We start from the raw sequence: 13,605 nt of genomic DNA, 5'->3' as shown, positions 1-13,605 counted from the left end.
CGTGCCGACCGGCCTGCCCTGCGGTTACACTTCCTCAACTTAACTAAGCTGAGGGGCGCGTCATGCTTATGACGAAAGCCGAACATGAAGTTGGCACCGACGAAGCGCTCTGGCTGCAAGGGCTTGAGATTGCGGTGATCCTGCCCTGCTATAACGAGGCAGTTGCCATTGGCGAAACCATCGCGCAGTTTCGGGCAGCGCTGCCCGGCGCGACCATCTATGTTTTTGACAATAACTCTACCGACAACACCTCGCAGGTCGCGGGCGAGGCGGGTGCCGTGGTTCGCACCGAAAATCTGCAAGGCAAAGGCAATGTCGTCCGCCGGATGTTCGCGGATGTCGAGGCTGATGTTTATGTGATGGCGGATGGGGATGCGACCTATGACAGCGCCGCCGCGCCCCAGCTTGTTCAGCTGCTTGTGTCGCAGAACCTGGATATGGTGAACGGCGCACGTGTGAACAAAGAGACCGAGGCCTATCGGCGGGGACACAAGTTCGGCAACGCGCTGTTTACTGGCTTGGTCAAGTTCTTCTTCAGCGACAAGATCAACGATTTGCTGTCGGGCTATCGCGTGTTCAGCCGTCGCTTTGTGAAAAGCTTCCCCGCCCTATCGAACGGATTTGAGATCGAAACGGAACTGACGGTCCATGCCATGCAGATGCGCATGCCCATCGGCGAAGTTCAAACGAGCTATTTCTCGCGCCTGCCGGAATCAACCTCGAAGCTTTCGACTTTCAAGGATGGCTGGCGCATTCTCAAGATGATCAGTCTGTTGATCAAAGAAGAAAAACCTATGGTCTTCTTCATGTCGCTGGCTCTGATCTTCTTTCTTCCATCGTTGTCAGTGTTCCTATCGGTCTTGAACGAGTTCCTGCAAACCGGGATCGTCAGCAGGTTCCCATCTCTGATTGTGGCGGTTGCAGGGTTTGTGGCTGCTATGTTGTCGGTTGTCTGCGCCTTGATCCTGGATTCCTTGGCGCGCGGACGGCGCGAGATTCGGCGCCTGTCCTATCTGCAGTTCCCGGGTGTCACTCAGACAAACGCACCCAAAGAGTGACTTTGGGTGCAGTGCAGGTTCAGCCCAGAAGCTGGTTATAGATCTTGCACACCCCGTCAATGTGAATGGCCATCCCGAAATTCTCTCTGGCATAGCGCTGACCGGCGTCGATGATCCGCTCCTTAAACGCTGTGTCACTGTGCATCTGTTTAACAGGTTCGACAAACGCCTCGGCGTCGAAGGGATCAACAAGAAACCCGTTCTCGCCCTCCACAATCGCCTCGACGTTGCCGCCGTGCCGCGTGGCCACCACAGGGGTGCCTAGATACATGGTTTCAATCAATGTGCGTCCAAAGGGTTCATCCAATGCGGTGACCAGATTGGCGTCCATCGCGGCCATGTAACCGTCGATCGGCTGGCGGAAGCCCATGAAGTGAATCTGGCTATCCATCCAAGCCTCGGATGCCAGGTCTTTACAGGTTTTCTCCAGTTCACCGCCCCGCTCGCCGACGCTGCCAAACAGCAGGCCGTGCACCGGCACATCGGGCATGGCCTTTTGAATTGCAGCGACCGCTTTGACAAAATGATCAGGGCGTTTGCGCGGAACGTAATTTCCGAAATACCCCAGCAATAGCGCCTCGGACGGGAGGTTCAGTTCGGCCAACACGTCCTGCCGTGCTTGCGCGGGATCGGGCGGGTTGGGATTAAAATCGAACGGGCTGCGGATCACGGTGAACTTCTTATCCACCGACCGTACCGGCTTGCTGGGTTTCGAAAAATGAGAAACGCTGATGATATGGTCCGACAGGACCGGGGCCAGCTTGTTGATCCCAAAAGCGGTCGGGTCCTGCCGGTGATGCCAGATATGCTTACGACCGGACAGTTTCGTCGGCAGCGCCCAGTTTGAATGCATCCGACCTTCGTTCGTATGGACGATATCCGGTTTGATCCGCTTCAGAACCGAGATGAACCCCGGGACGCTGGACATCAAATACTTCACGGGCCCGCAATCCCCGTCATATTTGATCTGCCCGGGTGACATTAGAGCAGGCTGTTTAAGTACCTCATAGTCCAGTCCCAGTGATTTGGCGTACTCCCCCGCCAGACCATCCTGATAGTGCACAATAATATAAGGTTCGTATTTTGATCGGTCCAAGCCTGCGGCCAGCTTCATGGCCGAGACATGGCTTCCACCGATGACGGTGTCCCCTTCAAAAGGAAACAGGATTCGTTTGGTCATTTGTCTTCTCGTTAATCTTAAATCACTGGTAAATGCGGGGTTTTCAAACGTGGTTTCTTAGTATGTTGGCGATCCCCTATTGCCGCGCCAGATGTGACCGGATGGCAAAGATGCATCCCGTCGTCCAGACGATGTTGAAAACCACATGGGACAGGGCAACACCCTCGATCCCCAAGACATAAAGCAACGGTATGAACGACAGCGCAAATATGCCGGTCGCCACCATTGTTGTCCGCACCAAAGCCCGATCTAGCCCCATGCTCAGCATGGTTGGATTTAACGACAACCCGCCCAGATAGATCACCGCCGCAAACATCAGAATTGTCATAACCGGAGCAGCGCCCGCAAATTCGGCCCCGAACAGCAAGACCGCGAGATCAGACATTTTCCATGCCAGCGGGATCGAAATCACCAGCGACACGCTCAACATCACCAGCGAGACATAGCGCACAAGTTTCCAGAACTTGGTGAACTCCTCCGCGGACCATAGCCGCGTCATCTCAGGGTACAGGACCTGTCGGATCGGGCCGCCGATACGCACGATATTCGTCATGATACGTTTGCCTACTTGATAGAAACCAACCGAGGTAACATCCAGCAGCGCCCCCACGACAAGCACGTCAAGCCGTTGGGTTGATTGCCGCAGCACCACGTTGAAGTTCGAATTCCACAAAAACCGCAGGAACCGGGGGTTCTGCTTTAGCGCAGTTCTGAGGCTCAACCGCATAAAGCTGTGTACCCCCCGCCGTTTCAGTTCGCGCAGCGCAAGGCAGAAGGCAACAAGGCCAGTCAAAACCTGATGCATCAGCATCAGAGCCAGAAACGCCCAAAGTCCCAGATCCAGCAGGAACACAATGATCGTGCCCACAAGGCGCAAACCGGCGACCACCATGTCTGACACAGCTAGCAGATCAAACCGGTCATGAACGCGCAACACTGCAATACCGGTGGGCCGCAGCGACAGGAACAATCCCAAGGCTACAAGAACGATATAGGTTGAACCGCCGTCTTCGGGCAGGCCGATCAGCGGGGCGAGAAACGGCGCTAGCAAGATGGCGATTGCGCCTGCCAGAAGGCCTCCCAGAATATCTATGACAACCGACAGTTTGATCAGATGCGCAAAGCGGTTTGTATCCTCCTCGGTCAGCGCGTCGCTGCCGTACTTGATCACGGCCTGCCACGGTTCCAGCCGACACAGCCGGTCAAGAACCTGCACATAAGCATCAACCAAAGCCAAAATCCCCACTGCAGCAGGGCCGACCGCACGCGCGGTGATGATCAGAGTCAGCAGCCCAAACACCGCGATGAGTATCTGGGACAAGAACAACCAGGACATGTTCTTTGCAAGCCGCCCGATCAGGGATTTGGCGTCAAAACGGATCATGGTCTTGATGGATGTTCCTTCCGGGTGTTGCCCCGGGCACCTGAACTTAACATGGTGCAAAACAACCTTGGCACTCGTCTCAGGTCAAATACCTTTCATCACTCATTAAATTTCAAATTTTGGCGATTCCAAACTGTTACTTGTTCTATCATTTTGTTTTTTGGACTTGTATCCTTTTACAAAAGCGAAGTTTGATAACGAAATCCAGTCCTGTTTTTGGAATCCTGTTTTCCACAAAGAGAGCTTACAATAGGGGCCGGTGAATGCAGAGGGGAAAAGTCGTGAAGACTTGCCTTTTTGGTGCGAACGCGTTTGGTTGCGATTTGAATTTGGGTATTGATTAACACCATATGGAACAAGCAAAAGTTCTCATACACATTGGGTACCACAAGACCGCGACATCTGCATTGCAAAAGCAGTTGTTTTCGGCAGCTGATGGGCCATTTACCACCCCGCCGGGTGAGCCAAAATATGTCTTGTCGAATAGATTCGTATTACCGCAACCTTTAACATTTGATCCTGACGCGGTTCGTGAACAATACGCTGATTTTCTGGATACTGCCCACGGATCAGGAAAAGTCGCCGTGTTCTCGCACGAACGATTTTCTGGCTATCCGGCGACCGGCGGATTCGACAGCCCGATGATCGCTGAACGCCTGAAGAAGACATTCCCGAATGCCCATGTGCTGATCGTCTTCCGCGAACAACTGTCCAGCATTCTGTCGATGTACAGCCAATACATCACTGATGGCGGGCATAAATCGTTCAAACGATACATCGCTCAGGTCGAACCAATGATGCGCCGCGTGCCCATGTTCAGCCCGGAATTCTATCACTACCACCGCCTGTTCAAATACTACCAAACGCTGTTCGGAGAAGACCGTGTGCATGGGCTGACATATGAACAATTCGTCCGGGATTCAGACGCGTTTGTTGCACAGCTTTGCGGCGGATTGGGTGTTGCAGCCTCGAAACAGCAGTTCGACCGTACTAACACCAAACGGTCGCAAAGCTTTCAGGTGCTTCAGCGGGTTGTCAATCGGACGCTCAGCCGAAACCAGCTCAGCGCCGGAGCATTCATTCCTTTGCCGAACGCATCCCGTAGATTTGGCAAGCTCAGCGGCCCACTCAGCAGGATTTTCCCAACCGCTCTGGATACTATGATCGAAAGGCGCACGGCCAAATATGCTGCTGAACAGTTTGATGGGGCCTTCGCCGAGTCCAACGCTGCTTTGCAAGAACTGACAGGGCTGGACCTTGGCCAATACGGGTATCAGATGCCCGATCGTTAGACGAACTAACCCTATTCAACCCCCTGATAAAGCAAATGACCAGCACCCCAAATGCTGGTCATTTTTTCGAGTGAGTGATAGTGCCCGAAGGCGCCACCGGTATTTATCTCAGGTTGAACCTAACTTACCAAAGCATGTGGGCCGCGGATATTAGGGGAATCCCGTAGGTTTGATGATTTTCCCCCAAAAAACCGATTATCATTCTGTAAATAATCAACTATTTACAGCACACCGCATGACTTTACGCGCAGGTCAGATGTTCACTCGGAAGATGAGTAAAGCTGTTGATCCGGTCTCAGAAGACCCATTTTGCGCAGCAGAATAGTGTTGATACGCCGGACATCAAATACAGCCTCAGCCCGGCTGCGGGAGGCCTGCCCCATCTGCGGAATCAACTCGGGGCTTCTCAAGAAACGGGCCATCGCTTGGCTCAGCGATTGCGGATCACGTATCGGAACCACAAAACCGGTCTCAGCTTCGATCACCGGGTCGGCGCATCCAGGTGCGTTTGTAGTTACAACCGCACGCCCTGTCGACATCGCTTCGAGGATCGTGCGTGGTATTCCTTCGCGATAGGCCGACGGCAGCACAAAGACCGAACAATTGCGCAGGTAAGGTCTGACGTCATCTGTTTCGCCCAGATATTCGATCACGCCTTCCCGTTCCCATTGATCGATTTCTTTCTGCCCAACAGAATCCGGATTGGCATCCATAGGGCCCAGCAACTGGAACCGCGCCTGCGGATAGTCGCGTTTCAAAAGCCGGGCAGCTTCGACGTAGTCAAAAACGCCCTTTTCCTTCAGCAGGCGCGAAATCATAAGAAAGACTGGCGGGCCATCTGGTGGATCAGATGCCGCGTATTTATCAAGATTGACGCCCGACCCTGGCACAACGCTCAGCCGTGTGCCCTGCCCGACCATGCGACGATCTTTGAACTCCTGCTCGTCAACGGCGTTATAGACCAACAGCTCATCCACACCCCGTAAGGACAGTCGGTACATATTGGCAGACAAGGCACGGACGGCACGACGTTTCAAGCTGGTGTTCTGCGCGTTGAACACATAGCCCAAGCCTGTGCACATCGCGTATTTCTGCGGAACCCCAGCCAGGCGCGCGGCCAGACAGCCATAGATGATCGGCTTCATGGTATAGGCAAAAACGGTATCTGGCGCGAAATCGGCAAAGATCTGGCGCAAGCTGCGCAGTGTTTTCAGATCAGCTATCGGGTTCATCCCGGTTCGTGCCAGCGGGAAATGTACGAATTTCACTCCGATCTCGTGCAACGCTTCTTCACTGGGCGCGTGACGTTCCGGGCCGCAGGCGATCACTTCGGCGCGCATCGACAACTCGCGCAGCAGATCATAGCGAAAATTGATCAGCGACGAGGTCAGATTGGCCACAACCGCGATCTTGCGCATCGGGGCGTTTTGTTCAGCTGTCATTGTATTCACAGTTTGCAACACGGCACACTCCGATCCGCCGATGTGACGATCAGGCTGGTCTTGGTTGATTTGGTGCTGAAATAACTCACCCGGAGAAACCTTCGCTGTGTCAGTGCGCAGAATTGGCCTTAGGCCACATCGTCAATTGTTTCGTCCCACTCTGCAAGGATGTTGTCGGGGGCCAACCAGACCCTGCTTTCCAAATCCGCATCGCGCATCTTCTGCAACAGCTCGGGCGATGAGGACAGGCGCAGAACGGCCTGCGCCAGACCATCCACATCCTCGGGCGGAACCAGCAATCCGTTTTCCTCGGGCCGTATCAACTCGCGCGGGCCATATGGGCAATCGAACGAAACTAGCGGCAAGCCCGTGACTGTGGCTTCGGCCAGCACATTGGGGAACCCTTCATAACGCGATGAGAAAACCAGAATGTCGGCATTGTCCATCCATTCACCCGGCGCAGCACTGGAGCCTGGCATTGAGACGACATCTCCAAGCTGCAGCCTATCCCGCTGCGCCTCCAGCGCTTTGCGCGCGGGGCCTTCGCCATAGATGGTCAGTCTTGCACCGGGATTGCCCGCCAGGATTTGCGCCATGGCATCAAGTAGCAGATCAAATCCTTTTTGGTGATCCAGACGCCCCACCGCGACAAGATTTGACGATCCTGTTCCCAGATGTTCGCGCGCGCCGGTGGGCAATGCGCAAGGGTTTGCGATAATCCGCGCCTTGCGCTGTATCGCGCGGGGCAAATCCTCGCTGGCGCGCTGTGTTTGCATCACAACCGCGCGGGCCCGCCGCGCCAGCAGGTTCTGAGCATGACGCCAGACCGGATTGGCGGTCTGCGCGCGCGGGTTGTTTCGTTCGGATATGATCACCGGGGTCGCACGATCCAGCGTCGCAATCAAGGTCAGCACGTTGATCTTGGTCAGGAAGCTAATGATGACATCTGGGGCAACCTGCTGGATCACTGATCGGATGTGGCGCAACCGATCCAATTGTCCACCACCCGCTTGTGCGACGTGAAGCGTAACCTCGTCGGGAAAAGGGAAATACGAACCACTAGGAGGCATAGTCAGCCCAGCCACGTGAACCTCATCCCCACGCTCAGCACGATGCGCGGCCAAAATCGATACGATCTTCTCCGCTCCGCCGGCGCCGAAACCACCCTGAATGATTAGGATCTTCACGCGGTGCTATCCTGACATCTTCTTGCGCGGTTCTTCGGTCTCGCGCAGAGGCTGTGTCAGAGGCTGATCGCTGGGTCCGGGTCTGTTGAGTTCATGTTCGACAATAGGGCGATTCAGGTCTTTGGATTGCAGGAAGATACGACCGATATATTCCCCCAAAATACCCAGGAACATCGCGTTCAGCGTCATCGACAGCAACAACAGAATTGTGGTGGTCGCAAAACCGGCAGGCCATTCGGCCCCAAAAACCAGCTTGGCGATCAGATAGCCCACCATTAGCAGGAACATCGATAACCCGACCGTCAGGCTGATCATCGATGCCAGTCGCAGGGGCAGCAGCGAGTGGTTGATCAACCCGTCAACGGCCAAAGACAGCATGGCGCGGAATGGAAACTTGGATTCCCCGGCGGTACGCGCCACGCGGTCATATTCAAATCCAACCTGATTGAACCCCATGCCGCTGATCAGACCCCGCACATAGGGTGAGCGGTCGTCGACCCGGCGCAGCTCATCCAGAATGCGGCGGTCGGTCAGCCGGAACTCCCCGGCATTGCGTGGCAAATCATCATCGCTGATCATGTCGATCAACGCGTAAAAGGCGCGCCGGGCCCAGGCCACCAATGGGCCATCCGGCAGGCTGCGGCGAATGCCGTAAACCACGTGATTGCCCTGACGCCACAGATCTAGCATCTGCGGGATCAACTCGGGCGGATCCTGCATGTCACAGTCCAGCTGCACCGCACAAGCTCCGTTGGCCGAGCGATAGGCGGTCAGGACCGAAGCCTGATACCCCATGTTTCGCGCAAATCGGATGACACGAACGCGCGGGTCCTCTTTGGCGATCTCGGACAGGATCTCGAATGTACGATCTTCCGAATGGTTGTCGGTAAAGATGATCTCGGGCTCATACCCGTCGAGGCCGTCAAACACCTGAATGACCCGGTCATAGGCCGTCCGCACGTTGTCTTCTTCGTTATAGGCCGGGATAAGTATAGAAACGAGTGTCATGAAACCGATCCTGTCAGTGTCGCCTGCGCGCGCATAGCCCATTCGACCGTCTGCTTCAGCCCATCCTGCACATTGGTTTCGGGTCCCCAGTCATAGCTGGATTGCATCAGACCGGGATGGTTGATCAAATCGATTGGCGCACCAGCGGGAGAACCAAACTGTAGCAAATCCTTAGGCGCGTTCGAGAGGCCCTGCACCATCTTGGCCACATCCCGTACCTTTGTCGCCACACCTGTACTGATATTGACGACCGGGCCGGCGGCCTTCGGGTCAGACCCCAGCATCAACAACCCACGCACGGCGTCATCGACATAGAGCAAATCGCGCGCATCGTCGGGGCGGCCGATCTGGGCTGGTTTGTTGGTTAGCAAGCTTTCAATCAGGTAAGGCACCAGCTGCTGCCCGGTTTGACCTGGGCCATAAGTCAGGGACAAGCGCGCCGTCACTGCCGGGAATGGCAGGCGGGGCTGCAACATCTCAAGATATTTTGTGCCGGTCAGCATCGAAGTGCCATAGCTGTCACGAGGCTTTTCACACTGTGTTTCGAGATAGGGAACCGGGTTGTCCCCATATTCTGCAATCGTGCCCAAACGTACAAATGCACCCGGGGGTGATTCACATTCCGCCGCAGCACTCAAAACTGACAGAATGCTGTCGACATTTTCCCTCAGGCTAGCGGACGCATCACTCAGATCCGGAGTATTCGGAATGCGGGTTTTTGCAGCCGCGTGAAACACCAGATCTGGCTGGGCCTCGTGAAACGCTCGCGCGACTGCAGCAGTGTCGGTCAACGCTACCCGAGCCAAATGGATATTCGCAGCCACATCAGCCAACCGATCAATGCCTGATCCCGGGCGGACCAATGCGGTCACCTCATCCCCACGAGCAACGCAGGCCCGCACCAGATGCGAACCGATAAAGCCGTTTGCGCCGGTGATGAGCACACGCATCATGACTACTGTGCGCCTCGGTAATGCGAGACCGCCTCTTTCGGTTGCAGGATCGCATCGGACTTACGCCCAAGGAAAAACACGCCACTGGCCCCGTCAACACGATAGGGTTCAGGGATCACGCGATCCAGATATTGCGCCCAGAAGACACAAAGCTTGGCAATCTTGCCCGCCGTACGTGACCGGAACAGGCCGCGGAACAGATAATCGACGGACCACATAAACTGCACACCGGGCCCCGCGCTGGCACCCGAGTCGATCCGATCGAATGCGCGGAACAGATAGCGGTGGCCGCTTTCGGTGAAGCGGGTAAAGTCATAGGCTCCTTCGTGGACCTGCTGCAGAAACGGGGTTTCCGCATAGATCAACCCACCTGGCTTGAGCACGCGATGAATCTCGGCCGCGACCTGGCGTGGGTCCAGCACATGTTCCAAAACAGCCTGAACGATCACGCCATCAAACACGTCATCCTGCATCGGGATGTCATGCGCATCGGCAACGAACTGGATATTCGGCGACTGATAGATGTCGAAAGCAAAGATCTGAACGTTGGGGTCTTCGTAGAGTTTCCCCATCCCCTGCCCGACACTGCCACCACCCACGATCAGAACGCGCGGGTTTGGGTTCAGTGACTTAATTTCGGACAAGAACCGATCCACATTGCGCAATGTCACCTGTTTGATAGGCGACGCCAGCCGTTTCAACAGCTTCACCGGCCCGCGATAGCTGCGCCGGTGAATCTGCGATTCCACTTCGATATCCGTGGGCTTGGGCGGCTCGATGACCGAGGTTTCATAGTTCACAAAGACCGGCACAGCGCCATTAACAGCGCAAGGGCCGGTGCCCTGTTTGAAATCATCCCGGATCAGATCCCGGATCGCCTCAGTCGGGGCCAGTGGCATCAGGACGCCTCCCGCGAGAGCCCGGCAACATGAGGCCGCAGGAATTCTGTCAGCTTTTCATGCATGTAGTCGATATGCGCTTGCGTCAAACCATGGTGACAGGCAAGCAGAACACCCCCGCGCATCACCTCATCCGAGACCGGGTAACCCGCAGGATCGGTACGGTATTCAACACCTTTCATGGCCGGTTGCCGCAGAATGTTTCCGGTAAAGACCGGACGGGTCTGAATATCGGCGGTTTCCAGGAAGATCTGCATCTCGCGCCGGGTAAAGGGCGCGCCATCGCGGATCGTAACCGGGAAGGACAGCCAGCCTGTACGCGACCCCGGCAGTTGATTGGGCAGGATGAACCATTCTTCATATTGCTTGAAGAATTCCAGATGTGCAGCAAACGCTTCTTCACGCAGACGGATATTGTTGTCCAATTTACCCAACTGCACCAAGCCAAATGCGGCGCTGATTTCCGATGGCTCAAGATTAAAGCCCAGAGCTTCGAACAGGAACTTGGCATCATAATCAATGCCGTCCAGCTGCACGTTGAACCGGTTCTCAATCGCCTCAGATTCAACAAACAGGGATGAGCTACGCCCCCAAGACCGCATCAGCAGCGCCTTGCGCGCCAGTTCGTCATCATTGACACACAGCATTCCGCCATTGCCGGCCCCGTTGATCACGTGGCTGCCATAGAAGCTGGTGGTCGAGACGTCGGAATACACGCCTGTGCTGGCGCCATCCATCTGCGCGTCCAACGTATCGGCACTGTCTTCGATCACTTTCAGTCCATGCGCATCCGCCAGTTCGCGGATTTTGCGCCAGTCCGGCAGGTTGCCGATCAGCGATGGGATCATCATGGCCGACGTGTTCGGCGTGATCATCCGTTCGATCTGATCCACATCGATGTTGTAGGTGCCCACTGCGGCATCCACGAATGCCGGGATCAGACCCTTGCGCACCAACGGCGCCACGGTCGTCGCAAATGTCAGGGCAGGCGTAATGACTTCACTGCCTTCCGGCAGGTCCAGAATCTCAACCGCCAGATAATTTGCGGACGAGCCCGAGTTTGTCATGATGCCGTGGTTCTTGGCAAAAAGCTTGGCAACCTTAGCCTGCATCTCGCGCACCTTGGGGCCCATTTGGGTCGATGTTTTCAGAACCTCGACAACGGCGTCGATCTCTTCCTGGCCATGGACGGTTTGCCCGTAGTTCACTCTCATAAAAGGCACTCCTTAAAAATACGCAGTTTACTGTGCGGCGACTGGGGTCGCGTCATGTGTTTCAGATGTTGTCAGGGTTTCGAAGTATTCGATCTGTGTCGCGGTGACCTGTGCCATGTTCTTCCCCGCAGCATGGGCTTTGTACCAATCTGCGGTCAGGTTGATGGCCCCTTGTAGCGTCAACTGAGGACGCCAGTTCAGGCGCGTTTGAGCCTTGGTGCTGTCCAGTCGCAGGATACCGGCCTCGTGCGGCGCATCGGTGATCTGATCGGGGAAGCTGAACATAGGTGCTCCATCACCCCAGGCGCGCTGGATCATGTCAGCCAACTGGCGCACATCTACGGTGCTTGAGACATCCGGGCCGAAATTCCACGCCCCGGCATAGGGCGCACCGTCTGTCAGCATCTTTTCGGCGACGCGCAGATAGCCTGAAACAGGCTCCAGAACATGCTGCCACGGGCGCACGCTGGCGGGGTTGCGGATGACAACCGGCTCGCCGTTGGCCCAGGCGCGAATGATATCGGGGACCAGGCGATCCTCGCCCCAATCACCGCCACCAAACACGTTCCCGGCTCGCACGGTCGCCAGTTGCGGGCCGTTCGGATCGGAAAAGAAGGAATGCGCATAAGACTGGGCCACAAGCTCGGTTGCCGCTTTGGAGGCGCTATAGGGGTCTTTACCGCCCAGCGGATCGTTTTCACGATAGCCCCAGACCCACTCGCGATTGTCATAGCATTTGTCACTGGTGATCACGATCACCGCCTTAAGCGACGGCATCTTGCGCGCAAGCTCCAGCACATTGGCCGTGCCCTGCACGTTGGTGGCAAAGGTCTCTGCCGGTTCCCGATAGGATTTGCGCACCAGCGGTTGTGCCGCCATGTGGAACAGGACCTCGGCATCGACCCCGTCCAGCGTGCTGGACAGAGCATCAGGCTCGCGAATATCGGCAAACCGGCTGTCGGTGGCCTGAGCCAGATCGCAGCTGTCATAGAAGCATGGGCCGGGCTCGGGTGGCAGCGACAATCCGGTCACCTGTGCGCCAAGTCGCTGCAGCCACAACGACATCCAGCCGCCCTTGAACCCGCTATGGCCGGTCACAAGGACACGGCGGCCATTGAACTGGCCGCCGAACATCTGATGCTGATGTGCAGTCATTTTGCCCTCAGATTGCAACCGGGTATTCGGCTGAAGATTGATCGCCGAACTGCATCCAGGGTGGCGTTTCCTCTTCGCTGAGCGCGTTCAGCGCGTTGCGGTCACGGATCGTGTCCATCGGATGCCAGAACCCATCATGACGATAGGCCATAAGTTCTCCATCCCGGGCCATTTGCGACAGAGGCGACTGTTCCAGTGGCTCGGTATCGTCAACCATGTAGTCCATCACACCCGGTTCGAACACAAAATACCCACCATTGATCCAGGTCTCGCGGCGGCGCACTTTTTCGGTGAATGCATCCACCCGGTCACCTTTAAGTTCGATGTTGCCGAACCGCGCAGGCGGCTGCACCGCTGTGACAGTTGCCAGCTTCCCGTGGGATTTGTGGAAGTCAATCAAGGCGTTGATATCGATATTGCCAAGACCGTCCGAATACGTGCACATGAATGTCTCACCTGGGTCCAGCCATTCTTTCAGGCGACGAATACGCCCGCTGGTCATGGTGTGTGCGCCGGTGTCAACAACCGACACATTCCAACCACCCGGCGCCGACGGCACCAGCTTCAGCTCACCTGTGTCCAGAGCAACCGAAATGTTGTTTGCGATCAGGTGGTAGTTGGCAAAAAACTGTTTCAACAGAAGGGCTTTGTACCCTGCGGCAACAACAAAATCACGGTGGCCGAAATGGCTGTAAATATCCATGACGCGCGCGATAATCGGGCGGCCTCCAACCTCAACCATTGGCTTAGGAATCGCGACCGTTTCTTCGGCCAAACGCGATCCCAATCCTCCTGCCAGAAGTACTGTTTTCATCTGTGCTACTCCCTCAAAA

At 55.9% G+C, this 13,605-nt stretch carries 12 protein-coding genes; 2 read left to right on the top strand and 10 right to left on the bottom strand.

All coding sequences use genetic code 11. From position 1 onward, the window contains the following. Positions 1-62 precede the first annotated feature (62 nt). Complete coding sequence (locus ACR0JX_RS12225) at positions 63-1,058, top strand: glycosyltransferase family 2 protein (protein WP_480544066.1); 996 nt, start codon at positions 63-65, stop codon at positions 1,056-1,058. Positions 1,059-1,077: 19 nt separating this feature from the next. Here the strand turns inward: ACR0JX_RS12225 and ACR0JX_RS12220 are convergent, their stop codons facing one another. Both ACR0JX_RS12220 and ACR0JX_RS12215 read right to left on the bottom strand, forming a co-directional pair. After that, positions 1,078-2,238: a glycosyltransferase family 4 protein gene (locus ACR0JX_RS12220; protein ID WP_480544065.1), complete on the bottom strand. Its 1,161-nt coding sequence runs from the start codon at positions 2,236-2,238 to the stop codon at positions 1,078-1,080. 76 nt (positions 2,239-2,314) lie between these two features. Beyond that, a complete protein-coding gene (locus tag ACR0JX_RS12215) occupies positions 2,315-3,622 on the bottom strand; it encodes a lipopolysaccharide biosynthesis protein (RefSeq protein ID WP_480544064.1) in 1,308 nt (435 codons plus the stop codon). Between the two features lie 584 nt (positions 3,623-4,206). On the opposite strand from ACR0JX_RS12215, the gene ACR0JX_RS12210 reads away from it, so the two are divergent. Continuing rightward, positions 4,207-4,914 (top strand): sulfotransferase, encoded by a 708-nt coding sequence (locus tag ACR0JX_RS12210; RefSeq protein ID WP_480544063.1) that lies wholly within the window; start codon positions 4,207-4,209, stop codon positions 4,912-4,914. Positions 4,915-5,174: 260 nt separating this feature from the next. Here the strand turns inward: ACR0JX_RS12210 and ACR0JX_RS12205 are convergent, their stop codons facing one another. The 8 genes from ACR0JX_RS12205 to rfbF form a co-directional block, all read right to left on the bottom strand. Continuing rightward, positions 5,175-6,356 (bottom strand): glycosyltransferase family 4 protein, encoded by a 1,182-nt coding sequence (locus tag ACR0JX_RS12205; RefSeq protein WP_480544062.1) that lies wholly within the window; start codon positions 6,354-6,356, stop codon positions 5,175-5,177. 128 nt (positions 6,357-6,484) lie between these two features. Continuing rightward, positions 6,485-7,543, bottom strand: a complete 1,059-nt coding sequence (locus tag ACR0JX_RS12200; RefSeq protein ID WP_480544061.1) for a glycosyltransferase family 4 protein — start codon at positions 7,541-7,543, stop codon at positions 6,485-6,487. Positions 7,544-7,549: 6 nt separating this feature from the next. Next, entirely contained in the window at positions 7,550-8,551 is a 1,002-nt protein-coding gene (locus ACR0JX_RS12195) for a glycosyltransferase family 2 protein (RefSeq protein WP_480544060.1), read from the bottom strand. Next, complete coding sequence (locus tag ACR0JX_RS12190; RefSeq protein WP_480544059.1) at positions 8,548-9,504, bottom strand: NAD-dependent epimerase/dehydratase family protein; 957 nt, start codon at positions 9,502-9,504, stop codon at positions 8,548-8,550. Before ACR0JX_RS12190 ends, ACR0JX_RS12195 begins: the two co-directional genes overlap by 4 nt. 2 nt (positions 9,505-9,506) lie before the next feature. Next, positions 9,507-10,403 carry a class I SAM-dependent methyltransferase gene (locus tag ACR0JX_RS12185; RefSeq protein ID WP_480544058.1) on the bottom strand — a complete coding sequence of 299 codons (897 nt, stop codon included), beginning with the start codon at positions 10,401-10,403 and terminating at the stop codon, positions 9,507-9,509. Further along, positions 10,403-11,617, bottom strand: coding sequence for a DegT/DnrJ/EryC1/StrS family aminotransferase (locus ACR0JX_RS12180; protein WP_480544057.1), 1,215 nt, complete (start codon positions 11,615-11,617; stop codon positions 10,403-10,405). The genes ACR0JX_RS12185 and ACR0JX_RS12180 overlap by 1 nt, the downstream gene beginning before the upstream one ends. Before the next feature lie 27 nt (positions 11,618-11,644). Then, positions 11,645-12,772, bottom strand: coding sequence for a CDP-glucose 4,6-dehydratase (rfbG, locus tag ACR0JX_RS12175; RefSeq protein WP_480544056.1), 1,128 nt, complete (start codon positions 12,770-12,772; stop codon positions 11,645-11,647). A gap of 7 nt (positions 12,773-12,779) precedes the next feature. After that, positions 12,780-13,586, bottom strand: coding sequence for a glucose-1-phosphate cytidylyltransferase (gene rfbF / locus ACR0JX_RS12170; protein ID WP_480544055.1), 807 nt, complete (start codon positions 13,584-13,586; stop codon positions 12,780-12,782). Positions 13,587-13,605 lie beyond the last annotated feature (19 nt).

The organism is Ruegeria sp. AH7 (assembly GCF_056541325.1).
This window is presented reverse-complemented; position numbering and strand designations above follow the sequence as displayed.